Source organism: Pseudofrankia sp. DC12, assembly GCF_000966285.1.
GTDB lineage: Bacteria > Actinomycetota > Actinomycetes > Frankiales > Frankiaceae > Pseudofrankia.
In genome coordinates this window covers 1,845,672-1,869,469 of sequence record NZ_KQ031391.1, presented here as the reverse complement: position 1 = coordinate 1,869,469, position 23,798 = coordinate 1,845,672, and the positions used below count along the sequence as shown (strand labels likewise).

23 protein-coding genes are annotated in these 23,798 nt (G+C 72.6%); 22 read left to right on the top strand and 1 reads right to left on the bottom strand.

Going from position 1 to position 23,798, the window contains the following annotated elements; all coding sequences use genetic code 11:
* Nucleotides 1-107 precede the first annotated feature (107 nt).
* The 9 genes from FRADC12_RS07540 (at nucleotide 108) to FRADC12_RS07500 (ending at nucleotide 8,291) form a co-directional block, all read left to right on the top strand.
* Nucleotides 108-2,354 (top strand): ATP-dependent DNA helicase RecG, encoded by a 2,247-nt coding sequence (locus FRADC12_RS07540; RefSeq protein WP_045879223.1) that lies wholly within the window; start codon nucleotides 108-110, stop codon nucleotides 2,352-2,354.
* Complete coding sequence (rsmD, locus tag FRADC12_RS07535; RefSeq protein WP_045876115.1) at nucleotides 2,351-2,908, top strand: 16S rRNA (guanine(966)-N(2))-methyltransferase RsmD; 558 nt, start codon at nucleotides 2,351-2,353, stop codon at nucleotides 2,906-2,908. Before FRADC12_RS07540 ends, rsmD begins: the two co-directional genes overlap by 4 nt.
* Nucleotides 2,905-3,387 carry a pantetheine-phosphate adenylyltransferase gene (coaD, locus tag FRADC12_RS07530; RefSeq protein WP_045876114.1) on the top strand — a complete coding sequence of 161 codons (483 nt, stop codon included), beginning with the start codon at nucleotides 2,905-2,907 and terminating at the stop codon, nucleotides 3,385-3,387. Before rsmD ends, coaD begins: the two co-directional genes overlap by 4 nt.
* 321 nt (nucleotides 3,388-3,708) lie before the next feature.
* Nucleotides 3,709-4,311 (top strand): YceD family protein, encoded by a 603-nt coding sequence (locus FRADC12_RS07525; RefSeq protein WP_045879222.1) that lies wholly within the window; start codon nucleotides 3,709-3,711, stop codon nucleotides 4,309-4,311.
* Nucleotides 4,233-4,481: a 50S ribosomal protein L32 gene (rpmF, locus tag FRADC12_RS07520; RefSeq protein WP_502685236.1), complete on the top strand. Its 249-nt coding sequence runs from the start codon at nucleotides 4,233-4,235 to the stop codon at nucleotides 4,479-4,481. Before FRADC12_RS07525 ends, rpmF begins: the two co-directional genes overlap by 79 nt.
* Nucleotides 4,482-4,488: 7 nt before the next feature.
* Nucleotides 4,489-5,517, top strand: coding sequence for a phosphate starvation protein PhoH (locus FRADC12_RS07515; RefSeq protein ID WP_045876113.1), 1,029 nt, complete (start codon nucleotides 4,489-4,491; stop codon nucleotides 5,515-5,517).
* The gene (gene rnc, locus FRADC12_RS07510; protein ID WP_045876112.1) at nucleotides 5,514-6,488 is read left to right on the top strand and encodes a ribonuclease III; all 975 of its coding nucleotides are present in this window, start codon (nucleotides 5,514-5,516) and stop codon (nucleotides 6,486-6,488) included. The genes FRADC12_RS07515 and rnc overlap by 4 nt, the downstream gene beginning before the upstream one ends.
* A gap of 3 nt (nucleotides 6,489-6,491) precedes the next feature.
* Nucleotides 6,492-7,430 carry a bifunctional DNA-formamidopyrimidine glycosylase/DNA-(apurinic or apyrimidinic site) lyase gene (mutM, locus tag FRADC12_RS07505; protein ID WP_045876111.1) on the top strand — a complete coding sequence of 313 codons (939 nt, stop codon included), beginning with the start codon at nucleotides 6,492-6,494 and terminating at the stop codon, nucleotides 7,428-7,430.
* A gap of 126 nt (nucleotides 7,431-7,556) precedes the next feature.
* On the top strand, nucleotides 7,557-8,291 hold the full coding sequence (locus FRADC12_RS07500; RefSeq protein WP_045876110.1) for a DUF2786 domain-containing protein: 735 nt from the start codon (nucleotides 7,557-7,559) through the stop codon (nucleotides 8,289-8,291).
* A gap of 21 nt (nucleotides 8,292-8,312) precedes the next feature.
* Here FRADC12_RS07500 and FRADC12_RS07495 read toward each other — a convergent pair whose 3' ends face one another.
* On the bottom strand, nucleotides 8,313-8,633 hold the full coding sequence (locus FRADC12_RS07495) for a hypothetical protein (protein WP_045876109.1): 321 nt from the start codon (nucleotides 8,631-8,633) through the stop codon (nucleotides 8,313-8,315).
* Between the two features lies 1 nt (nucleotide 8,634).
* Here FRADC12_RS07495 and FRADC12_RS07490 point away from each other — a divergent pair, with 1 nt between their 5' ends.
* The 13 genes from FRADC12_RS07490 (at nucleotide 8,635) to FRADC12_RS07430 (ending at nucleotide 23,488) form a co-directional block, all read left to right on the top strand.
* Nucleotides 8,635-9,015: an acylphosphatase gene (locus FRADC12_RS07490; RefSeq protein WP_502685235.1), complete on the top strand. Its 381-nt coding sequence runs from the start codon at nucleotides 8,635-8,637 to the stop codon at nucleotides 9,013-9,015.
* A 316-nt stretch (nucleotides 9,016-9,331) separates the two neighbouring features.
* Nucleotides 9,332-9,526 (top strand): hypothetical protein, encoded by a 195-nt coding sequence (locus FRADC12_RS07485; RefSeq protein ID WP_045876108.1) that lies wholly within the window; start codon nucleotides 9,332-9,334, stop codon nucleotides 9,524-9,526.
* Nucleotides 9,527-10,484: 958 nt separating this feature from the next.
* Nucleotides 10,485-14,147 carry an SMC hinge domain-related protein gene (locus FRADC12_RS07480; protein WP_045876107.1) on the top strand — a complete coding sequence of 1,221 codons (3,663 nt, stop codon included), beginning with the start codon at nucleotides 10,485-10,487 and terminating at the stop codon, nucleotides 14,145-14,147.
* A gap of 231 nt (nucleotides 14,148-14,378) precedes the next feature.
* Nucleotides 14,379-15,581: a signal recognition particle-docking protein FtsY gene (gene ftsY, locus FRADC12_RS07475; protein ID WP_045876106.1), complete on the top strand. Its 1,203-nt coding sequence runs from the start codon at nucleotides 14,379-14,381 to the stop codon at nucleotides 15,579-15,581.
* 607 nt (nucleotides 15,582-16,188) lie between these two features.
* Nucleotides 16,189-17,739, top strand: coding sequence for a signal recognition particle protein (ffh, locus tag FRADC12_RS07470; RefSeq protein WP_045879220.1), 1,551 nt, complete (start codon nucleotides 16,189-16,191; stop codon nucleotides 17,737-17,739).
* A 468-nt stretch (nucleotides 17,740-18,207) separates the two neighbouring features.
* Nucleotides 18,208-18,633, top strand: coding sequence for a 30S ribosomal protein S16 (rpsP, locus tag FRADC12_RS07465; RefSeq protein WP_045876105.1), 426 nt, complete (start codon nucleotides 18,208-18,210; stop codon nucleotides 18,631-18,633).
* Nucleotides 18,634-18,636: 3 nt separating this feature from the next.
* Nucleotides 18,637-18,870: an RNA-binding protein gene (locus FRADC12_RS07460; RefSeq protein ID WP_045876104.1), complete on the top strand. Its 234-nt coding sequence runs from the start codon at nucleotides 18,637-18,639 to the stop codon at nucleotides 18,868-18,870.
* Between the two features lie 198 nt (nucleotides 18,871-19,068).
* Nucleotides 19,069-19,605 (top strand): ribosome maturation factor RimM, encoded by a 537-nt coding sequence (gene rimM, locus FRADC12_RS07455; RefSeq protein ID WP_045876103.1) that lies wholly within the window; start codon nucleotides 19,069-19,071, stop codon nucleotides 19,603-19,605.
* A gap of 29 nt (nucleotides 19,606-19,634) precedes the next feature.
* Nucleotides 19,635-20,378, top strand: coding sequence for a tRNA (guanosine(37)-N1)-methyltransferase TrmD (gene trmD / locus FRADC12_RS07450; protein WP_045876102.1), 744 nt, complete (start codon nucleotides 19,635-19,637; stop codon nucleotides 20,376-20,378).
* Nucleotides 20,379-20,733: 355 nt separating this feature from the next.
* On the top strand, nucleotides 20,734-21,075 hold the full coding sequence (gene rplS / locus FRADC12_RS07445; protein ID WP_013422265.1) for a 50S ribosomal protein L19: 342 nt from the start codon (nucleotides 20,734-20,736) through the stop codon (nucleotides 21,073-21,075).
* A gap of 306 nt (nucleotides 21,076-21,381) precedes the next feature.
* Nucleotides 21,382-22,476: a signal peptidase I gene (gene lepB, locus FRADC12_RS07440; RefSeq protein ID WP_045876101.1), complete on the top strand. Its 1,095-nt coding sequence runs from the start codon at nucleotides 21,382-21,384 to the stop codon at nucleotides 22,474-22,476.
* The gene (locus FRADC12_RS07435; protein WP_045876100.1) at nucleotides 22,473-23,195 is read left to right on the top strand and encodes a ribonuclease HII; all 723 of its coding nucleotides are present in this window, start codon (nucleotides 22,473-22,475) and stop codon (nucleotides 23,193-23,195) included. Before lepB ends, FRADC12_RS07435 begins: the two co-directional genes overlap by 4 nt.
* Nucleotides 23,192-23,488, top strand: coding sequence for a DUF2469 domain-containing protein (locus FRADC12_RS07430; RefSeq protein ID WP_013422268.1), 297 nt, complete (start codon nucleotides 23,192-23,194; stop codon nucleotides 23,486-23,488). The genes FRADC12_RS07435 and FRADC12_RS07430 overlap by 4 nt, the downstream gene beginning before the upstream one ends.
* Nucleotides 23,489-23,798 lie beyond the last annotated feature (310 nt).

Below are 23,798 nucleotides of genomic sequence, written 5' to 3'. Positions count from 1 at the left end.
ACAGAAGGCTACCCCAACGATGACGTAGTTGGGTCGTGGCCCTGGCCCGGCCCCGTCGGCCGCTGCTCGACGCGGGACTGTCGCTGGTCGGGTGCAGTATCGGGTTCGTGATCGAGCTCGACACTCCGTTGACCCGCGTGGTCGAGACACGGATGGCCAAGCGGCTGGCCGAGCGCCCGCTCGGCCTGGTCACCGTCGCCGACCTGCTTGACCACCTGCCGCGCCGCTACCACCAGCGCGGCGAGCTGACGAACCTACGTGATCTCGTCGAGGGCGAGGTCTCCACCGTGCACGCGAAGGTCGTCAAGCACGACAGCCGGCAGGCCCGCACCGGCCGGCGGTTCGACGTCCTGACTGTGACCGACGGCACCGCCCAGATGACCGTCACCTACTTCAACCCAAGCCGGTCGCCGGCCCGCCGGCTGCCCGCCGGCTCGGTGGCCGCGTTCTCCGGGAAGGTCGACCGGTTCCGCAACCAGCTGCAGATGGTCAACCCGGAGACCAACCCGCTCGACGACGAGGACACGGGCGACGACCCGGACCGGTGGGCCCGGGCGCTGGTGCCGATCTACCCGGCGGCCGAGCGCGTCGCGTCACCGCTGATCGGCCGCTGCGTCCGGGTCCTGCTGGACACGATCGCCGAGCTGCCCGACCCGCTGCCGGACGACCTGCGCGCCCGCTACCGACTCGTCGACCTGCGCACCGCGTACGAGCTGGCGCACCGCCCCGAGTCGCGCGGCGACGTCGAGCGGGCCCACCGCCGGCTGAAGTGGGACGAGGCCCTCACGCTGCAGGTGATCCTGGCCCAGCGCCGCCGCGCGATCTCGGCCATGGCGACTGTGGCCCGGCCCGCGCGCCCGGGCGGCATCCTCGATGCCTTCGACGGCCAGCTGCCGTTCGCGCTCACCGAAGGCCAGCGGGACGTGGGCACGACGATCCAGGAGGAGCTCGCCCAGCCGGCTCCGATGCATCGGCTGCTCCAGGGCGAGGTCGGGTCCGGCAAGACGGTGGTCGCGGTCCGGGCGATGCTGGCCGTCGTCGACGCCGGCGGCCAGGCGGCGCTGCTGGCGCCGACCGAGACGCTGGCGACCCAGCACTACCGCGGCATCCGCAACCTGCTCGGCGGCTTCGGCCGGGCCGGCGAGCTCGACGAGACCCCGCCGGCGACCAGGGCCGCCCTGGTGACCGGTTCGGTCGGGGCCCGCGCCAAGCGCGAGGCGCTCGCCGCCGCGGCCGACGGCAGCGCCGGCCTGGTGATCGGGACACACGCGCTGCTGCACGAGGGAGTGGCCTTCCACGACCTCGGCCTCGTCGTGGTCGACGAGCAGCACCGGTTCGGGGTGGAACAGCGGGACGCGCTGCGGGCCAGGGCCGCCCAGCCGCCGCACGTGCTGGTCATGACGGCGACGCCGATCCCGCGGACGGTCGCGATGACCGTCTTCGGCGACCTGGAGGTCTCGACGCTCACCCAGCTGCCGGCCGGCCGTCAGCCGATCTCGACGTTCGTGGTCGACGCCGCGGTGCACCCGGCCTGGCGGGACCGGATCTGGGGCCGGATCCGGGACGAGGTCGCCGCCGGCCACCAGGCCTACGTCGTGTGCCCGCGGATCAGCTCGGTCGCCGTCGGCCGCGACGACGAGGAGCTGGCCGGGGCCGGCGACGACGAGGCCTCCGACGCGCCGCGCCGGGCCGGCAAGGCCGCCGAGCGGCCGGTGACGATCCCGGCCGAGGACGGCTCGCTGGCTGGCGCCGGGGTCGAGGAGCTGTTGCCCTGGCTGGCCGAGGGGCCGCTCGCGGGCCTGCGGCTGGCCGCGCTGCACGGCCGGCTGCCGGCCGACGTCAAGGACTCCGTGATGACCAGGTTCGCCGTCGGCGAGCTGGACGTCCTGGTCGCGACCACGGTGATCGAGGTCGGGGTGGACGTCCCGAACGCCACCGTGATGGCGATCATGGATGCCGACCGGTTCGGCGTCTCCCAGCTGCACCAGCTGCGTGGCCGGGTCGGGCGCGGGCAGGCCGCCGGGGTCTGCCTGCTCCACACGGAGGTCGACGGGGACACCCCGGCGACGGAGCGCCTCGCGAACGTCGCAGCGACCACCGACGGCGCCGAGCTCGCCCGGCTCGACCTCGGCCAGCGCAAGGAGGGCGACGTGCTGGGCGCGAGCCAGTCCGGCCGGGCTCGCGGCGTTCGGCTCCTGGAGCTGCTCAAGGACGAGCGGCTCATCCTCGACGCCCGCGAGGAGGCGGCCCGGCTGGTCGCCGCCGATCCGGAACTCGCCGCGCATCCCGGGCTGGGCCGGTTGGTCGGCCTCGCCCTGGACGACCGGCCGGTCGAGTTCCTGGAGAAGGGATGACGCGGGTCGTCGGCGGTGCCGCCGGTGGCCGGCGGCTGGCGGTGCCACCGGGGCAGGGGACCAGGCCGACCTCGGACCGGGCCCGCGAGGGGCTCTTCAACTCGCTGGCGAGCCTGGTGGACCTAGCCGGGGCGCGGGTCGCCGACCTGTACGCGGGCAGCGGTGCCGTCGGTCTTGAGGCGCTGTCCCGGGGGGCCGCGCACGCGCTGCTGGTCGAGCGGGATCCCAAGGCGGCCCAGGTCATCCGCCGCAACGCCGCCGAGCTGGCACTGGCCGGGGCCGAGATCGTCGTCGGCGCCGTCGAACGTGTGGTGGACGCCACTCCCGGGCAGGCTTACGACGTGGTCTTCCTGGACCCTCCGTATGCGCTCGACGACGTTCGGCTGGGCGAGGTGCTGGCCCGGCTGGTTGATCGCCGCTGGCTGGATAGGGACGGTGTCTGTGTGGTCGAGCGGGCCCGCCGTTCGGCCGCTCCGCACTGGCCGGACGGCCTCGTCGAGGTCCGTTCGCGCGGGTATGGAGAAGCCGTCCTCTGGTACGGTTCTCGATCATGAGGAGGGCTGTCTGTCCTGGTTCCTTCGACCCGATCACGAACGGCCATCTCGACATCATCATGCGGGCCAGCACCCAGTTCGATGAGGTCGTCGTCGCCGTCCTGATCAACAAAGGCAAGTCCACCCTGTTCACGGTGGAGGAGCGCATGGACCTCATCCGGCAGGCGGTTAGAGATCATCCGCAGGCCGCCGGCAAGGTCGTCGTCGAGTCCTCCCACGGGTTGTTGGTCGACTTCTGCCGAGCCCACGGCATCCAGTCGATCGTGAAGGGCCTGCGGGCCGTCAGCGACTTCGATTACGAGTTGCAGATGGCCCAGATGAACCACCGGCTTGCCGGGGTCGAGACGCTCTTCATGAGCACCAACCCGCAGTACGCGTTCCTGTCGTCCAGCCTGGTCAAGGAAGTCGCCCGGTACGGCGGCGACGTGGCTGGCCTGGTCCCCGACGTCGTCCTCAAGCACCTGCGGGAGCGCCTATAAGGCGCCGCTCGAAGGGCGCCTGCGCGCCCTGTCGCCGGCACCGGGCCGGACCCTCCGCGCCCGGCCCAACCTTGATCTCCTGAAGGCCTGCATATCCGAGGCGAGCGGCTGTCCAGGGTTGAGATCCTGGTGCCGTTTCGGTGCGGGGGTTGCGAACCACGGCCTCGGACCTCACTAGATCTCGAGGCGGTCCGGTGGTGGGTCGAGGTTGCGGGGTTCGATCAGATAGGCTTGTAACCCGTGCCCGAAGCCATTTGGCGTCGGTGCGCGTTCCACCCACACACCTGCTCAACCTGACGAGATCTCGTGACCCGCGCCGCCATGACCGGACATCGACCCCGCCGCCAGACCCCGCGTGGCCCCTTCGTGCTCGACATCCGCGAGCTCGGCCGTCGGCCCGGGGCGATGCGGCCTGTCCGGGTTCAGGTGCCGGCGGCGGAGGACATGGGGACCCCGATGCTGTGGGTCCCGGCCGGCGGGCCCGTCGACCTGGACCTGCGGGTCGAGTCGGTTCTCGAAGGCGTGCTGGTCAGCGGCACCGCGTCCGCCGACCTGGTGGGCGAGTGCGCGCGCTGCCTCGACGAGGTCCGCGACGGGGTCACCGTCGAGTTGCGGGAGCTGTTCTACTACCCGGACCGGGCCGAAGAGATCGACGACGATGAAGAGGACGTCCTCGTCGTCGTGGACGACCACCTCGACCTGGCGCCGGTGGTGCGCGACGCGCTGGTTCTGGACCTGCCGTTGTCGCCGCTGTGCGACCCGGACTGCGAGGGCCTGTGCGTCGACTGTGGCGCCCGGCTGGCCGACGTGGAGCCGAACCACTCCCATGACAGCGCTGACCCCCGGTGGGCGGCGCTGTCGGCACTGACCGAAGCTGGAACCGCGGGCGACGCCGCTGCGCGGGAGACGAAGGAGAAGTCCTAGTGGCCGTCCCGAAGCGGCGGATGTCGCGCAGCAACACGCGTTCTCGGCGCTCGCAGTGGAAGGCTGTCCTTCCCGCCCTGTCGAAGTGCCCGCGTGGCCACGTGATCCGGCAGCACAACGCCTGCCCGACCTGTGGCCGGTACGGCGACCGACAGGTGCTCGACGTCTGATCTCGACGTGACCCGCGTCGCCGTAGATCTCCTCGGTGAAGGGGCCCAGCCCGAATTGGTGCTGGACTCCCTTCCCGCCGCGCTGGACGCTGACCCCGAACTGGTCGTGACGCTCGTCGTCCCTCCGGGCTCGACGACCGACGACCTGGCCGGGCGCGGCATCCTGACGGGTGACCGGGTACACGTTGTCACCGCCGCTCGGGGTATCCCCGCCGGCGCTGGCGCGGTCCGTGACGTGCGGGCCCGTCGGGACAGTGGCGTGCGCGTCGCCGCCCGGCTCGTCCGGGACGGCAAGGCGGACGCGATGGTCTCGGTGGCCCCGCTGGAAGCGATCGCGGCGGCGGCCCAGTTCACCTTCGGCCTGCTTCCGGGAGCTACCCGGGCCTCGCTCGCGGCCGTCGTCGATGTCAGCCGCCCGGGTGAGCCGGCTGGTGTCGTGCTCTGCGACGCGGGTGGGTCCGTCGACGTCACCTCGGACGACCTGGCCCAGTTCGCGCTCGCCGGAGCCGCCTACGCGCGGGTCCGGGCCGGCGCGGGTGAGCCGCGCGTGGGTCTGCTCGCCGCCCGCCCGGCGCTGCCCGACACGGTGCGCCGCGCCGCGCACGAGCTGCTCGGCACGCTGGGCGTCGACTACCTCGGCCAGGTGGATGCGGGGTCCCTGGTCGCCGCGAACGGCTCGGACCTGCCGCGCCCCGATGTGGTGGTGACCGACGGCTTCACCGGTGACGTGCTCCTGTCCTGCCTGCGCGCCGTGCGGGCGTCGACGGCCGGCCCGGACGCATCGGGGAGCCTGGACCCGGCCTGGCGCAGTCCGGCCGGCCCTGACCTGCAGGGGGGGACGATCGTGCTGGGGGTGGACGGCCTCGCGGTGCGCGCGGGCGATCCGGTCGGCGGTCCGGACGACCTGTCCACCGGCCTTCCCGCGGCGCTGGTGACCGCGGCGACCGTGTGGCGTGGTGGGCTGGTCGGCCAGATCCGCGCCGAGCTCGCGCGGCTGGTCGCGCGGCGCCGGGCACTCGCGGGGCTGTCCCTGTGAGCGCGGGAACGGGCGAGCGCAGGAGCGCCGGGCCGGACCGGGCCCGCCACTCCGCCAGCCGCGGCGCGGCGGTGACCGAGCTGCGCGCCGGCCTGCTCACGGCGCTGGGACTGAGCCTCAGTCCGGACCTGCTCGACCGCGCCCTCACCCATCGCTCGTACGCCTATGAGAACGGCGGGCTCCCGACCAACGAGCGGCTGGAGTTCCTCGGCGACGCCGTCCTGCAGCTGGTGGTCACCGACGCCCTGTACAACCGCCACCCAGACCTTCCCGAGGGAGCGCTGGCCAAGCAGCGCGCCTCGGTGGTGAACAGCCGCGCGCTGGCCGACGTCGCGCGTGTCATGGGTCCCAAGGGAATCGGGCCCTATCTGCTGCTGGGCAAGGGCGAGGAGACGACCGGCGGGCGGGACAAGGCGAGCATCCTCGCGGACACGCTCGAGGCGCTGATCGGCGCGGTCTACCTGGAGCTCGGGCTCGAGGTCGCCGCCGAGCTGGTCCACCGGTACTTCGACCCGCTGCTCGACGTGGCGGCCGGCCGCGGCGCCGGGCTCGACTGGAAGACCTCGCTGCAGGAGCGCACCGCCGAGCTGGGGATGGGCCCGCCGGACTACGTCGTCACCGACTCCGGCCCGGACCACGCCAAGCGGTTCACCGCCCGGGCCCGGATCTCCGACCGGATCTACGGCGAGGGCGAGGGCGGCAGCAAGAAGGAGGCCGAGCAGCGGGCCGCCGAGCGCGCCTTCCTCGCGCTCGAAGGCCGTACCGCAGCGAGCAACGGGGAACTGGAGTCCGCGGGCGACGGCGGCGCGGATCTGGTCGCCGCGGACGGCGTGCTCGGTGACGGCCAGGGGCCCCGCCCGCCCGAGCCTGGCCTGGACGAGCCTGACCGGGCCGACGCGGTTGCCCAGCCGGCCGATGCCGCCGCGCTGGGGCCAGAGGGCGCGACCGCGCGCGTGCTCGATCCGGGCTAGGACGTGCCCGAGCTCCCCGAGGTGGAGGTCGTCCGGCGCGGCCTGGAACGCGGCGTGGTCGGCCGGACCATCGCCACAGTCACGGTGCTGCACCCGCGGGCCGTGCGGCGCCACACCGGCGGCGGCGCCGACTTCGCGGGCGTCCTGACCGGCCAGACCGTCAACGCCGCCCGCCGTCGCGGCAAGTACCTGTGGCTCGCGCTCTCCGCCGGTACAGACCCGGCTCCAGCTCCGCTTCCCGAGCCCCCAGGTCTCGCCCTGGCCGCCGCGACGACGCTCGCCGGGCCCTGCGAGGGCGACGCGCTGCTCGGGCATCTGGGCATGAGCGGGCAGCTGCTCGTCGTGCCGCCCGGCGCTGCCGACCAGACGCACCTGCGGATTCGGTTCACCTTCACCGACGGCGGCCGGGAGCTGCGTTTCGTCGACCAGCGGACCTTCGGCCACATGCTGGTCGACGAGGCGGGAGCGGCGTTGCCAGCCCCGATGGCGCATATCGCCCGCGACCCGCTGGACCCGCTGTTCGACGACGACGCCTTCGTCGCCGGCCTGGCCGCCCGGCGCACCGGGCTGAAGCGGGCGCTGCTGGACCAGGGGCTTGTCAGCGGAATCGGCAACATCTATGCCGACGAGGCGCTCTGGGCGGCCAGGCTGCACTACGCCCGGCCGACGGAGACGTTGCGCGCGAGCGAAGCGCGCCGCCTGCTCGCCGATGTGCGGACGGTACTGACGGCGGCGCTCGCGGCCGGCGGGACGTCCTTCGACCGGCTCTACGTCTCGACCGAGGGCGTGAGCGGGCTGTTCGAGCGGGAGCTGACCGCCTACGGCCGGGCCGGCCTGCCGTGCTCGCGCTGCGGCAGCCCGATCCGCCGCGACTGCTTCATGAACCGTTCCAGCTTCACCTGCCCCAGCTGCCAGCCCTTGCCCCGTAACGCCCGCTACTAGCGCGCAGACGCGGCGGCGACACCCGAATCGGGGGGTGTACCCCCCGACCGCGACAGAGTCCTGGCTGGGCTGACACTGGGGGCACGGTTGGCCTGAGGGTCATCCCGGCAACGAAGGAGACACCCCATGAACTCGGATGCCCTGCTGGGACGGGTGCGCAAGCTTCTCGCGATGGCCGAGGCCGAGGGGCTGACCGACGCGGCCCGCGAGACGTACAACGCGAAGGCCGCCGAGCTGATCGCGCAGTACGGGATCGACCGGGCGCTGGTCGAGGAGGCCGGGCCGGCTCGGGTGGCCGCGGCGGACCTCGTGCTGGAGGTGCATCCGCCCTACGCACGGGACAAGATCACTCTGCTGGCCAGCATCGTGGCGCCGCTGGGCTGCCGGCTGGTGCACCGCACCGAGCGACGCGGCGGTGCCACCGGGCACTGCGCGCACCTGTTCGGCATGGACGCCGACCTGACCAGGGCGCAGCTGCTGTTCACCTCGCTGCTGGTGCAGCAGGCGCACGGGCTGGCCGTGGCGGTCCCGCCGCCGTGGGAGGACGCGCGGGCGTTCCGCCGGTCCTGGATGGCCGGGTTCGCGGTCGCGGTGCGTCAGCGGCTGACCGCCGCGGAACAGGCGGCGCGGTCAGCGGCCGAGCCGGCGGCCCAACCGGGCACGTCGGTCGCGTTGGTGCTCGCGGACCGGTCGGCCCGGGTCGACGAGCACCTCGCCAGCGTCTACCCGCGCCTGCGCTCCGCTCGGGGCCGCCAGCTCTCCGGCTCCGGCGGGCGCGCCGGTTTCGACGCCGGCCAGCGCGCAGACCTGGGCACCCAGTCCCATGTCGGCGCGACGCCAGCCCGCAGAGCCCTCAGCTGACGAATGCGAGGCGAGACCGCCTCAGTCGATCTTGCCGCCGGGGAGGTTCGGCGCGCCGGTCTGGGTCGGGCCGGCGGTGTGCGGCGGCGCGTAGCCGTCGGTCGGCGCGGATACGGCGTTCGGGTTGCCGTACGGCGTGGCCGGCGGCCCGTTCTGGATGGTCGCCTTCGGTACCGGGACGGCGCCGCCGTCCTGGGAGAAGTTCTGCCCGCAGCCGGCAAGCAACAGCGCCGAGCTGAGAGCACCGACGGTGACGGCCGCAGCGGCGGCACGTCGGCCGAGCCGGGCGGGCCGCGCGGCACGCCGGACCAGGCTGTTGGGGAGGAAGGATGTCGTGTTCACGATGGCTCAGTACCCTACCGTGCCGATGAATGACCTTCCTCAGAAGCCGACGCGGCCCAGCCAAAGCGCGACGTCGGACACAGCGGACGCGGCCTCGGCCGGGTCGACCGAGGCGGTCCGGCTGACCGCATCCGTGTTCGGCCTGGTGCAGGGCGTCGGTTTCCGGGACTACGTACGTACGAAGGGCCGGCGGCTCGGGCTGGTCGGCTCGGCGACCAACCGTCCGGATGGAGGCGTCGACGTGATCGCAGAGGGCCCGGCCGAGGCCTGCCGCGCACTGCTGGAACTCCTAGTAACCGGACACACCCCGGGGCGGACGGACCGGGTAGAACACGTGATCGGTCCGGCCACGGGCGGGCTGGCCGGATTTGTCCGCCGCTGAGCCGGCTGCACCCCCGATGACCTGGTCGGACAGGTCTGACGGCAACCCCGGATCGGGGCCGAGGTTGCCGGTGTCGCAGGGCTACGGGCCCCAGCCGTGGCATGCTCTTGACTTTCGGTGACGGGGTGTGAGAGGCTTAGGGCATTCTTTGGGGCGTACTCCGCCCACGTGTGCGGCACGAGTTGACGCGCATCGGAGGAGCAGACCAGAGGTGGAGTTGCACCGATGGTTGGACGGGGACGGCCTGACTGGGATTCGTCCCGGTTTTGTCGCGCCCAACACCCCGCAAGGTCACTCATCGTGGAGGACCATCACCATGGCGAAGGCCCTTTTCGGCCACGTCGGCTCCGGCAACGACCTCCGGCTCTCGTACGAGGTACGTCGGCTGCGTGCCCGCGTAGCCGAGCTCGAGGCTGAGCTTGCCCGTACGCGTGCCGTCAACGACGCGCTCGTTGGCGTTGACGTCCCGGAGGACGTCCGCGAGCTGGAAGCAGAGCCCGTCCTGACCTGATCTGAGCGGCGGATCGCCTGCTTGCCGCTCTGGCTGGCAGGCTGGACCACTGACTCAGTCGTCTCGCGAAAGACCCTCTGCTCCGAGGCCGGGATCTCTCGATCGGGCGGCGAGCCGCCCTGCATCGTCAGGCCTCGACGTGGGCGGCGTCCTTCGGCGACCAGAGACGTCGGCCTGCCTTCCTTCCATTCCGACGGGCGTAGGTCCGTTTCAACGTGGAAGGTTCCGCTTGGCGCTCCGGCTCTGGCCGGTAGCCAGGCGGGCACGGCGCTGGGCCGCGCCCGCGATCAGACCGACACGTGGTCGAGTCGGTCTCTATCGACATCGGGCGGTGGACCGTCCAGTCCCTGGATGCGTTCCGCTCTCGCCCCCTGACTCGTGGACTTCGCCCTGCGGGGCCGTCGCGTCCAGGGGTTCAGCTTGGCCTGCCGGAAGCAGGTTGGGAGTGGTCTGCTCGTTGGCCTCCCGTCGCCAGCGGTGGTCCGTCCGGAGGTACCCTCCCCGGCTGGGTCATACCTTGTTGCCGACCGCCAACACCCACAGGTCCCACAACTCTTCCCTGCCAGGTCAGATCGTGTTCGGCCCCTGGTCATCGACGGTTCGCTAGATAATGCCGGGTTCCGTTGGTCTTGGCACGTTTTTTCGGCGGCGTGTTGGGGATCGCCCCCACTGTGTCCGGCGACTAGTGGGGCGTCGAGGTCCGAGTGGTGGTCTCGCGCACACTATCGCGTTCTGTCTCCACTTCACGCGCAGCGGCGTGTCCTGTTCGTGACAGTGAGTTCGCGGATATCGTGGGCCCGCGGCTCGGAAACCCGCTACCGGCGGCGCTGGCCCGGTTGGTCCCCAACCGGTCACCTCGTCGCCCGGCGTGCCGGGTTCGCCGCGGGGCAGCGACCTACGTCGCGCTCCGTGCCGGTCGCGCCGCCCGTCACGACCGTCGCCATCGCCGCGGAGATCCGTGTACCTCAAGAGCCTGACACTGCGGGGCTTCAAGTCCTTCGCGAGTTCGACCACGCTGCGCCTCGAACCCGGGATCACCTGCGTCGTGGGCCCGAACGGCTCGGGCAAGAGCAATGTCGTCGACGCGATGGCGTGGGTCCTCGGCGAGCAGGGCGCGAAGGCACTGCGCGGCGGCACGATGTCGGACGTCATCTTCGCCGGCACCCCCTCGCGCCCGGCGCTCGGTCGTGCCGAGGTGCTGCTCACGATCGACAACTCCGACGGTGCGCTGCCGATCGCGTACAGCGAGGTCACCGTCGGCCGGCTGATGTTCCGCAGCGGCCAGAGCGAGTACACGATCAACGGCACGTCCTGCCGGCTGCTGGACATCCAGGAGCTGATGAGCGACTCGGGCATCGGGCGCGAGCTGCACGTCATCGTCGGCCAGGGCCAGCTCGACGCGGTGCTGCACGCGAGTCCCGAGGAACGCCGCGCGTTCATCGAGGAGGCGGCCGGCGTCCTGAAGCACCGCAAGCGCAAAGAGAAGGCGCTGCGCAAGCTGGAGGCGATGGCGGCCAACCTGACCCGGCTGTCCGACCTGTCCGCCGAGCTGCGCCGCCAGCTCGGCCCGCTCGGCCGGCAGGCCGAGATCGCCCGCAAGGCCGGCGCCATCCAGGCCAGCCTGCGCGACGCCCGGCTGCGGCTGCTCGCCGACGACCTGGTCACCGCCCGGGTGGAGCTCGCCGCGGACATCGCCGATGAGGAGACCGTCCGGGCCAAGCTCACCGAGACCGAGGGCGCCCACGCCGCCGCCGTCGAGCGGGAAGGCGCGCTGGAGCAGGAGCTGGCCCGGCTGGTCCCGCGGGCCGCAGCCGCGCAGGAGACCTGGTACGCCCTGTCGGGCGTGCGCGAGCGCCTGCGCGGTACCGGCCAGCTCGCCTCCGAGCGGGCCCGGCTGCTGCGGGCCGGCGCCCAGGCCGCCCGCGGCGGGCGTGACCCGGAAGAGCTGGAGCAGGAGGCCGCGGCCGTCCGGGAGCGGGAGGCGGCGCTGCTCGTCCGCCTCGACCGGGATCGCGACACGCAGGCCGACGTCATCGACCGGCGGGCCGAGCTCGAACGTGCGCTCGCCGCCGAGGAGCAGGCGCTCCTGGCCGCCAGCCGCGCGGCCGCCGCCCGGCGGGAGGGCATCGCCCGGCTCGCCGGCAAGGTCGAGGCCGCCCGCTCTCGGGCTGGCTCCGCCGAGGCGGACATCGTCCGGCTGACCGAGGCCCTGGACGCGGCGCAGGCACGCGACGCCGAGGCGAGCGGCTCCCGTACCGCCCTGGACACCGAGCTCGCCCGGATCGAGGCCGAGCGGGAGGAACTGGCCGAACGGCACGAGTCGGCCGTGGTCCTGCACACCGCCGCGAACGAGCGGCTGGAGGCGCTGCGCTCGGCCGAACGGGCTGCGGACCGGGACCGCGCGTCGGCCGCGGCCCGCCGGGAGGCGCTGTCGCTGTCGCTCTCGCCGGCGGACGGCGCGGCCGCGCTGCTCACCGCCACCTCCGGACCGGGTGCGGCCGAGGGCCCGGAGGGGAGCGGGCCGGACAAGGCCGCGTCCGGCAAGCCGGGCAGCGGGGGCAAAGCGGCCAAAGGCAAGGTTGTGGCCCCGGCCCCGGCCCCGCCCGACACGCCGATCCAGGTCGTCGGCCGGCTCGCGACCATTCTCGCGGTCACCCCCGGAGCGGAGGTGGCGATCGCCGCCGCGCTCGGCCAGGCGGCCGACGCGCTCGCCGTCGGGTCCGTCGACGACGTCGTCACTGCGCTGCGCTGGCTGCGGTCCGCTGAGGCGGGCCGGGCCGCGTTCGTGCCCGCGTCGCCGGCGCCGCCCGCCCCGAGTCGGCCGACGGAGCTGCCGTCGGGGGCGGTCGCCGCGCTCGACCTGGTCCGGGTGGTGGACGAGCGGTTCGCTCCGGCCGTCGCCGCCATCCTCGGCGCGGTGGTCGTCGTCGACGACCTTTCCGACGCCGCGAAGCTCGCCGGGCTGCGCCCCGCTCTCGCCATGGTCACCCGCGACGGGGACGTGCTGGGCCCGCCCGCAGCCATCGGCGGCAGCGCGCACGCGCCGTCGCTGCTGGAGCTCGCCGCCGCCGCCGACGAGGCAGCGGGCGCGATGGACACGGCGGCGGCCAGGGCCGACGCCGCGCGCGGCGCTATGGAGCCCGCCCGCGAGGAGGTCGCCAGGACGCGGGCCGCGATCGACGCGGCCAGCTCCGGCCGCTCGGCCGCGAACGCCCGTCACCGGGCACTGGCGGAGCAGCTCGCCCAGCTGGACCGGGGGCGTGGCTCCGTCGCGGGTGAGATCAGCCGGCTGGAACGCAACCGACTCGCCGCCGAGGCCGCCCGCGACCAGGCGTATGGCGCGCTCGGGGAGCTCGAGGCCCAACTGTCGGCGAGCGACGACGAGCCGGACGGGGAGGACCGTCCCGCGGACGAGCGGGACCGGCTGGTCGCCGCGACCGCCGCCGTGCGCGGCGAGGAGGTCGAGGCCCGGCTCGCGGTGCGTACCGCCGAGGAGCGGGCCCGTGGCCTCGCCGGCCGGGCGGACGCGCTTGTCCGCCAGGCCGGGCAGGAACGAGCCGCCCGCGCGGCCGCCGCCCGGACCCGGGCGCTGCGCGAGCAGCAGGCCAAGATTGCTTCCTCGGTCGCCGAGGTCGCGCAGGACGCGCTCGCGGCCTGCGAGACGTCGCTGGCCGGTGCCGCCGCGGAACGGGAACGGACCGACGCGGCCCGGCGGGCCACCGACACCGAGCTTTCCGGCGTCCGCGACCGGGTCCGCGCCTATGCGACGGCGCTCGCCGCACTGCGGGACGAGGCGCACCGCGACGAGTTGGCCCGCGAGGCCAAGCGGCTGCGCTCCGAGGCCCTGGAGGCCAAGGCGCTGGAGGAGCACGGCATCGCCGCCGACGACCTGGTCGCGGAGTACGGCCCAGAACTGCCGGTTCCGCCAGACGAGGAGGGCGGCGCACAGCGGCCCTACGACCGGGCCGAGCAGTCGGCGCGGCTCGCGACGGCCGAGAAGCAGCTGACCCGGCTCGGGAGGATCAACCCGCTGGCGCTGGAGGAGTTCGAGGCGCTGCAGGAGCGGGCCGCGTTCCTCTCGGCCCAGCTGGACGACATCAAGAACACCCGCCGTGACCTGCTGCTGGTCGTCGACGAGGTCGACTCGCGGGTTCGCGAGGTGTTCGCGGCCGCGTTCCACGACACCGCACGTGAGTTCGAAGTCGTCTTCGACACGCTGTTCCCCGGCGGTGAGGGCAGGCTGGTGCTCACCGATCCCGAGGACATGCTGGCCACCGGCATTGAGGTCGAGGCCCGTCCGCCGGGCAAGAAGGTCAAGCGACTGTCGCTACTGTCCGGCGGGGAACGCTCGCTCACGGCGCTTGCTCTCCTGCTGGCGATCTTCCGGGCACGGCCTTCGCCGTTCTACGTGCTCGACGAGGTCGAGGCGGCGCTCGACGACCGCAACCTGGGCCGGCTGCTGAACGCCGTCGAGGGCCTGCGGCAGAAGTCCCAACTGATCATCATCACCCACCAGAAGCGGACGATGGAGATCGCGGACGCGCTGTACGGGGTGTCGATGCGCGGCGACGGCGTGACCACGGTGATCAGCCAGCGCCTCCGCGAGCGCGCCTCGGCTTAGGGACGAGTGGCCGGAACGGGCGCTCAGCGCCCGTTCCGGCCACCCGACCGTCGGGCGCTGAGCGCCCTCCCACCCTGGCTCGGGGCTTGCCCGGAGACTTGTGGCCGGGGATGCACGATGGTCGGCGTCATGGCTGGGATGCGCTGATCGGTTGCGGGTTGCAGTGAGTGGTCGCGCGCCGCGCTTGTGCCCCGGCGGGCTCGGGCTTGCCGGGGCTGGAAGGATCGGGCTGTGGAGTACGTCTACCTGATCATCGCGATCGCCGTCGTCCTGGTCGCCACGATTGGCGCGCTGGTCGGGAACGCCGTGCGTAGGCGCGGCCGGCTGCCAAGCACCCGGGCCGGTGCCGAGACCCTGCCGTCCGGCGAGAAACCCGCCGTCGAGCAGGCAGGCGGCGAGCCGTCGGGCGGTGTCGGGCTGCTGGAGCGGCCGGCCGCGCCAGCCGCGCGCACCGCGGCCGACGAGGTCGAGGTCGTGGCCGCGCCTCCGGCGCACGAGATCCCGGCGCCGTCGGCGGGTCGGCTCGTGCGGCTGCGGGCCCGGCTCGCCCGCTCGCAGTCGTCGTTCGGGCGCGGTCTGCTCGCGCTGCTGTCGGGGGACGACCTGACCGACGAGGACTGGGAAGACGTGGAGTCGACCTTGCTGCTCGCCGACGTAGGCGTCGCCGCCACGAGTGAGCTCGTGGCGGCGCTCAAGGAACGCACCGCGGTGCTCGGCGCGCGCAGCTGGTCGGACGTGCGGGACATGCTGCGCGACGAGCTGCTCGCCCAGATCGGCACGACCGCCGACCGGTCGCTGCGCATGGCCGCCGACGGCCGGCCGGGTGTTCTCCTCGTCGTCGGCGTCAACGGGACCGGCAAGACCACCACCTGCGGCAAGATCGCCCGGCTGTTGGTCGCCGACGGGAAGTCCGTCGTGCTCGGCGCCGCCGACACGTTCCGCGCGGCTGCGGCGGACCAGCTGGAGACCTGGGGCGGCCGGGTCGGCGCCGTCACCGTGCGCGGGGCCGAGGGGGGCGACCCGGCGTCGGTCGCCTTCGACGCGGTCAAGCGCGGGATCGCGGACGGCGCCGACGTCGTCCTGATCGACACGGCTGGCCGGCTGCACACCAAAGTGGGCCTGATGGACGAGCTCTCGAAGATCAAACGAGTCGTCACCAAGCAGAGCCCGGTCGACGAGGTGATCCTCGTCCTCGACGCGACCACCGGGCAGAACGCGCTGACCCAGGCGCGGGTCTTCACCGAGGCCGTCGACATCACCGGCGTCGCGCTCACGAAGCTCGATGGCACCGCGAAGGGCGGTATCGTGATCGCGGTGCAGCGGGAGCTGGGTGTTCCGGTGAAGCTGGTCGGGCTCGGCGAGGGCCCGGATGATCTCGCGCCCTTCGAGCCCGAGGGCTTCGTCGACGCGCTACTCGGTGACCCCGTCCGATAGCCCGGACGCGACGCGCTGCACGCCTGTCTTGGGTGCTCCGCGACCGATAAGACGGATGTGTCCTGGGACACGCCGACGTGCCGATGGGGCTTTCCATCGGCAGGCAACCCGATCTAGCATTTTCCGGCGGTCTTCTTTGGCCTGCTGACCGCGCCACGTGCCTCCGCCAGGATCCCGTCCCGTGGCCCTGCCCGCGACGGGACACCAGCGTCCGGCGAGGTGTTCCGCCCTCCTCAACGAAGAGGGCGGACCCGGCTGGCGATCACCCGCCAGGTCCGGGTCCGTGCGGCATACCTCGCCGGACCGCGGACAGCCGCGGAGGGCCAAGCCAGGGCCTGGGCCGTGGTCGGATTCTTCTGGCTTGGCCGGCCGAGGTCGTTCGGGCCGACTGTCGGGGCGAGCGTTGGTCTGGGTGCGTACCCTAGGACTGTCCGTTCCGATGTTGTCCGAGGCCCCGCCTGAGCTCCAGCCCGGGGCCTGCCCGCGGTCCGCGCGCGCTGGCGGTGCCGGGGTCGGCGGGTGGACGGCGGCAAGCCCTACCCTCGGTGGCCCGACCCTCGGCAACCCGACGCGTCCCAGCGCGGGCCCGTGATTCCGGAGTGTGCGCGTGTTCGACACCCTGTCCAGCCGACTCGAGACGGTCTTCAAGTCGCTGCGCGGCCGGGGCCGGCTGTCCGAGGCCGACATCGACGCGACCGCGCGCGAGATCCGGGTCGCGCTGCTCGAGGCCGACGTCGCGCTGCCGGTCGTGCGCGCCTTCGTCGCCGCGATCAAGGAGCGGGCTCGCGGCGTCGAGGTCAGCCAGGCGCTGAACCCGGCCCAGCAGGTCATCAAGATCGTCAACGAGGAGCTCGTCGGCATCCTCGGTGGCCAGACGGCGAACATCCGGCTCGCCAAGACGCCCCCGACGGTCATCCTGCTCGCGGGCCTCCAGGGCACCGGAAAGACGACGCTCGCCGGCAAGCTCGGAATGTGGCTGAAGAAGCAGGGCCACACCCCGATGCTGGTCGCCGCCGACCTGCAGCGCCCGAACGCCGTCAACCAGCTGCAGGTGGTCGGTGCGCGCGCCGGGGTCGAGGTGTTCGCGCCGGAGCCGGGCAACGGGATCGGTGACCCGGTCGCCGTCGCCCGCGACGCGATCGCGCACGCCCGCCGCAATGTGTTCGACGTGGTGGTGGTCGACACCGCCGGGCGCCTCGGCGTCGACCAGGAACTGATGGAGCAGGCGGCCGATATCCGGGACGTCGTCAAGCCCGACGAGATCCTCTTCGTCGTCGACGCGATGGTCGGCCAGGACGCCGTCTCCACGGCGATGGCCTTCCTCGACGGCGTCGGCTTCAGCGGCGTGGTGCTGACCAAGCTCGACGGCGACGCCCGCGGCGGCGCCGCCTTGTCGGTCGCTCATGTGACCGGCCGGCCGATCATGTTCGCCTCGACCGGCGAGGCGCTCGGCGACTTCGACGTCTTCCACCCCGAGCGGATGGCGTCGCGCATCCTCGGCATGGGTGACGTGCTGACCCTGATCGAGCAGGCCGAGCAGGCCTTCGATCAGTCGGAAGCCGAAGAGATGGCGCGGAAGATGGCCGCGTCGGAGTTCACCCTCGAGGACTTCCTCAACCAGATGCTCCAGGTCCAGAAACTCGGGCCGATCGGCAACCTGCTCGGGATGCTGCCCGGTATGGGCCAGATGAAGGAACAGCTGGCGCAGGTAGACGACCGGGACGTCAACCGGGTCGTCGCCATCATCCGGTCGATGACGCCGGGCGAGCGGCGTGATCCGGGCATCCTGCAGAAGACCCGCAAGGAGCGGGTCGCCCGCGGTTCCGGCGTGACCGTGACCGAGGTCAACCAGTTGCTCGACCGGTTCGCCGAGGCGCGCAAGATGATGCGCCAGATGGCGGGCGGCGCGGGTTTCCCCGGTATGGGCCGTGGCAAGGGCGCCCAGGCCCGTAAGCAGACGAAGAAGGGCAAGGGCGCGAGCAAGAAGGGCAACCCGGCGGCGCGCGCCGCTCAGGCGGCCCAGGCGAAGAACAAGCAGCCCGGCGGCGGGGCTCCCGGCCTCGGTGGCCTCCCCGCCGGCCCACCCCCCAGCGACCTCGGCGACGTCGACCTGAGTGCCCTGCTCAAGCCAGGGGCGTTTGGGCAGAAAGGGCGCTGAGCGCCCTCTGCCCAAACGCCCGGTCGGGCGCTGAGCGCCCGACCAAGCCTTGTTGGTCGGTGGCGTGAAAGGCTGAGGCGAGCCTTCATGGGGGTCGAGTTCCCGGTCGGCTCCCGGTGTTCGGCGTGGAGGCTCGGCTCGGTTGTCAGCGGGCGCTGCGCGCCTGCTGCCCCGCCCTGCCAGCCTGCCGCTGGTGGGCGCGGGCACTTGATCGCCGTTTTCGCCCGCCTGGCCAGCCGTGCTGGGCGCCGGCCGCGAGGGAGCCGGCGGCCCATTGCGCCGGCGATCTGGCAGACTGTAGGCGCGAGCTGTTCGTTATAGGTTTGCCCGGGCCGGCTTGCCGCTGACCTCCGCAGGCGGCAGACCCAGGGTCAGCTCCCGGATCGTGAGGTCTGGCCGAGGGGCGACCCCCGGAGTATCGCGCCGCGAGTCCCGCGGCCCCTCAAGCAATGGAGCTTTTCAACAACCGTGGCTACCAAGATCAAGCTGCAGCGTACCGGCAAGATGCGTGAGCCGCACTACCGCATCGTCATCGCCGACGCCCGTACCAAGCGGGACGGGCGAGTCATCGAGGCCATCGGCCAGTACCACCCCAAGGACGAGCCGAGCACGATCATCGTGGACGGCGAGCGGGCGGCTCACTGGTTGTCTGTCGGCGCCCAGCCGACCGAGCCGGTGCTTGCCATCCTCAAGGTCACCGGTGACTGGCAGAAGTTCAAGGGCCTGCCGGCGCCCGAGCCGATGAAGGTCGCGGCCCCGAAGGTCAGCCGTAAGGAGATCTTCCAGGCTGCCGCGCGCGAGGCCGCCGGGCTCGAGGAGAAGCCGGCGACCACGCCGAAGAAGAAGGGCGGCAAGGCTGCCGCCGAGGGCGACGAGACCCCGGCTGCGGAGTAGTAGGTGCTGGAGGCCGCGCTCGAACACCTCGTTCGAGGCATCGTGGACCATCCGGACGACGTCCGGGTGGACCTGCTCTCCAACCGCCGCGGTCGCACCCTCGAGGTCCGGGTAAATCCCGAGGACCTCGGCAAGGTGATCGGCCGCCGCGGCCGGACTGCCCGCGCCCTGCGCACCGTGATGGCCGGAGTGGGCGGCCGGGGCCTGCGCGTCGACGTCGTCGACGTCGATCGGTGACCCGGGCGGCTGCCTTGGCTCGCCGCCCCTCGGCCGTCTCCCCGTTGGCACCGCCGGCCAGGTCTGGTCGGCGGATGCCGCTTGTGGACGTCTGCCGGCCCGGATCCTTCGGGGTCCCCGGTTCCGGACACCCGAGGTCGAGTTCCGCTCGGCCTCGGGCCGCGGCGACCGAGCCTGCGCGCTGGACCGGACCGTCCGATGGGTGAGCCCATCGTCGTCGGCCGAGTCGGGAAACCGCACGGTGTGCGCGGTGACGTGACCGTCGAGGTCCGGACCGATGTGCCCGACCGGCGGTTCGCCGCGGGGGAGAAGCTGGATCGCTCCGGCGGCGGCCCCGGCCTCGTCGTCGAGGACGCCCGTTGGCATTCCGGTCGGCTGCTCGTCCGCTTCGAGGGCGTGGCGGACCGGAACGGGGCCGAGTCGCTGCGCGGTGCGGTGCTGACCATCGACGCGGAGCGGGCCGGCGACGCCGTCGACCCGGACGAAGCTGACGAGGGCGGCGAGTTCTGGTGGGACCGCGACCTCGTCGGTCTGCGTGCCGTCACCCCGGACGGGAGTCCGCTCGGCGAGGTCACCGACGTGGTGCACACCGCGGCCGGTGAGCTGCTCGCGATCGGTAAGCCGGGCGGTGGTGAGCACCTGGTGCCGTTCGTCCGCGACATCGTCCCGACGGTCGACCGGGCCGGCGGGCTGCTCGTCGTCGACGCCCCGCCCGGCCTGCTCGACCTCGACTAGCGGATCGACGCGGAAGGACTGGCGCCGGCATGCGGGTCGACGTGGTGACGATCTTTCCGGCCTACCTGGAGCCACTTCGGCTGTCCCTGCTGGGCAAGGCCCGCGACCGCGGCATGCTGGAGATCAACGGCCACGACCTTCGGGACTGGACGACCGACCGGCACCGGACCGTGGACGACACGCCCTACGGCGGCGGGCCCGGCATGGTCATGCGCCCGGACCCGTGGGACGCGGCGTTGACCGCCATCGCGGGCTCAGACGGACCGGCGCCCCGGCCGAGGGTCATCGTTCCGACGCCTACCGGCCGGCCCTTCTCGCAGGCCTACGCGGCCGAGCTCGCGGCGGCCCCGTGGCTCGTCTTCTGCTGCGGCCGGTACGAGGGCATCGACGCCAGGGTGATCGACGCCTGGGCGGACGACGAGATCTCGATTGGCGACTATGTGCTGTCCGGCGGCGAGGTCGCGACCCTCGTCATGCTGGAGGCGATCGCCCGGCTGCTGCCGGGCGCCGTCGGCAACGCGGAGTCGATCACCGACGACTCGTTCGCCCACGGCCTGCTCGAAGGGCCGGTCTACACCCGGCCGCCGGACTGGGCGGGGCGGCGCGTCCCCGAGGTGCTGCTGTCCGGTGACCACGGTGCGATCGCCCGCTGGCGGCGCGACGAGGCGCTTCGGCGGACCGCTCGGCGCCGCCCCGACCTGCTGGCCGCGATGGACCTGGACCGCCGGGATGAGGCGGTCGTCGCGGCGGCGTTGGCCGAGCCCTCGGCGTGACCTGACCGGGCCGGCGCGACGCGTCGGGCGGTCCGTGTGGCACAGTAGGATGCAGTGTCCGTCGGTCCGTGGCCGACGGACGAGCCCTCTGGCCCCCGCTCTCGAGTACCTGCGGATCGGGGACCTGCGGATCGGGGACCTTCGCGATCGAGGACCTGCATGACCGGGGGACCGCACGATCGGGACGGGTTCGCCGCCGTAGGCGCGGCCCGCCGCGAGGGCCTTGGTTCAAGGATGCGTTCCTGATCCGCCCGGCCCCGCTGGTCACCTGTTGATCGGCGTCACCCACGGACGCGCGGTGCCATAGACCCACAGCCACCACTGAGTGCCTGTCACCACTGAGGAAGCGACTGCCATGCAAACCCTGGACAGCCTCGACGCCGAGTCGCTGAGGACCGACGTGCCCGAGTTCCGTCCGGGCGACAACCTCAAGGTCCACGTCCGCGTGGTCGAGGGCAACCGCCAGCGCATCCAGGTCTTCCAGGGCGCTGTGATCCGTCGCCAGGGTGACGGCCTGCGGGAGACGTTCACCGTCCGCAAGGTCAGCTTCGGCGTCGGTGTGGAGCGTACGTTCCCGGTGCACAGCCCGATCGTTCAGAAGATCGAGGTCGTCACCCGCGGCGACGTCCGCCGGGCGAAGCTCTACTACCTGCGTGACCTGCGCGGCAAGGCCGCCAAGATCAAGGAAAAGCGGTAGGCAACCGGGTCATCCCGGCCCACTGTCTGGCGCATGAGGCGTGGGCATCACCGCATGGTGGTGCCCACGCCTTTTGCTGAGCTACGCGACAGCACAACGCCGACACACCGGCGGCGCGGCGAGGGCGGGTGCCTGCCTGCGGCCGTCGGGTCGATGGGCGAAGATAGACGGGTTGTGATCCAGCGTCGCCGGGAGGGGTCTGGCTACGGCTGCCGCTCACAACGGGTGCGTCGGTGGATGTCGAGCCGGCTAGGCGCGGCGCCGGAGCCTCGCGAACCGGCGAGGACCACAACGTGAGGTGGCGTAGTGAGCTCGTCCGAGCAGGGCACACCAGACCCGGCTGACGTCGGCGGCGCGCTGCCCGCGGGCTCCGGCCGGGCCGGTGGCTGGTCACCGGCGACCGGGCCCCGGCATGCGGCCCCGCCGGCCGCCGGCCGCACGGCCGGGCGTGGCCCCTGGGAGAGCGACGTCCCGACGGATGACGTCGACACCGACGAATCCGGGTCCGGCGAAACCCCACCCGCCACCGGCCGACGTCTGCTGGGCCGGCGAGGCAGGTCCGGCGGGGGCGACGGCCGTGAGCAGCGGGGATCCTTTCTGCGCGAGCTTCCCGTGCTCGTACTGATCGCGTTCGTCCTCGCGCTGCTCATCAAGGCCCTGTTGGTTCAGGCGTTCTGGATTCCGTCCGAGTCGATGGAACGAACGCTGCTGATCAACGACCGGGTGCTCGTGAACAAGGTCGTCTATCACTTCCGGTCGGTCCATCGCGGCGACATCGTGGTGTTCAACGGCGACGGCACCGGCTTCCAGAGCCACGAGACGATGATCGCGCCGCCCTCGAACGGCTTCAGCAGGTTCGTCCGTGGCGTCCAGGACCTGCTCGGCCTCGGCGCGCCGAGCGACAAGGACTTCATCAAGCGGGTCATCGGTGTCGGCGGTGACACCGTCGCCTGCTGTGATCCGCAGGGCCGGGTGATGGTGAACGGCAAGGCGCTCGACGAGGGCTATCTCTTCGAGAACGACGTCCAGCCGTTTGGGCCGGTCAAGGTTCCCAAGGGTCAGCTGTGGGTCATGGGTGACCATCGCAGCGCCTCATCCGACTCGCGCGCCAACGGCACGATCCCGACGAGCGCGGTCGTCGGCCGGGCGTTCGTCCGGGTCTGGCCGCTCAGCCGGTCCGGCTTCCTGACGACGCCCGGAACCTTCCACGGCGTCCCCTCCGCCAGCGGGCCCGTTCCGGGCGTCGGCGGCTACGGCGCGGACTCGCTGTCGGCGGGGACGCCGGCCTCGGTCCCGTTGGTCGGCGCGCTGGCGCTCGCCGTCGGCACGCGAGGCGGGCGCGGTCGGCTTGTCAGGTCGCGGGCCGACCGTCGACGGGTGTGGTCGAAACGTTCCAGATGAGGCCGCCAGGCGTTGTCATCCGGCGTGACAGCGGCCTGTTCGGTTACGAGCGTGCGCTCGCGCGGCGCGGCCTCGGCCCGGTGGCCGGCGTCGATGAGGCGGGGCGTGGAGCCTGCGCCGGGCCGCTGGTCGTCGCCGCCGCCATCCTGGACCCGCGCCGCACCGGTCGGCTGTCCGCGCTCGCCGACTCGAAGCTACTGACCGAGCGGATCAGGGAGCAGGTCTACGAGGACGTACTGGCCGTGGCTTCGGCGTGGTCCGTGGTCGTGATCCCGGCGGCCGAGATCGACCGGCACGGCCTGCACGTGATGAACGTGACCGGCATGCGGCGCGCGGTCGCCCGGCTGGCGATTCATCCGGGGTACGTGCTTGTCGACGGGTTTCCGGTGCCCGGGATCGACACGCCGTCGCTGGCGGTGCGCAAGGGGGACCGGGTCGCGGCCTGCGTCGCCGCAGCCTCGGTGATCGCCAAGGTGGCCCGTGACCGGATCATGTGTCAACTGGACGAGCGCTACGGCGAGTACGATTTCGCGCAGCACAAGGGATACGTCACCGCGGCGCATGCCGCGGCACTGGCGAGACACGGGCCGTGCGAGGAGCACCGCCTCTCGTATGCCAACGTCCAGTCCCTGATAGTCCGGGACGGGGACGAACGAACGGCGCGGCTGGAGGAGACCGTGACAATGGCCGGCCGGCACGGCGCGACGGAGACCGCATGAGCGCCGAGGACCTCGAGAAGTACGAGACCGAGATGGAGCTCCAGCTCTATCGCGAGTACCGGGACGTGGTCGGGCTCTTCTCGTACGTCATCGAGACCGAACGCCGCTTCTACCTCGCGAACGAGTACAAGATCGAGGTGCGTAACACCGCCGACGGCGAGGTCTTCTTCGAGCTGTCGCTGCGGGACGCCTGGGTGTGGGACATGTTCCGCCCTGCCCGTTTCGTGAAGAACGTCCGGGTTGTGACCTTCAAGGACGTCAACGTCGAGGAGCTTACGAAGGCCGAGCTCTAGGGCGGAGCGGCCCGAACGGGCGCGGAGCGCCCGCGGGCCGCTCCGTCCGTCGGGCGCTGAGCGCCCTCTCTGCCTTTGCTGGGCCGTGGCCTGGAGGTCTGCGCTCTGGCTGGGTCGACGGTATCCAAAGCCGGCCGGCTGGCCGGCGGCTTGTGGACGGTTGGGGGTCGTCCACAGCTGAGTGCTCGGCCTCGACGTTGGGGCTGGGCGCTTTCATTGTGATCTCCGCAGGCGGCAGCAGCCGCCGTGGGCGGCGCGCTGACCACTGATCCTGGTCCGCGAGCCGTCAGGGAAGCCGGTTCCAGGGAGC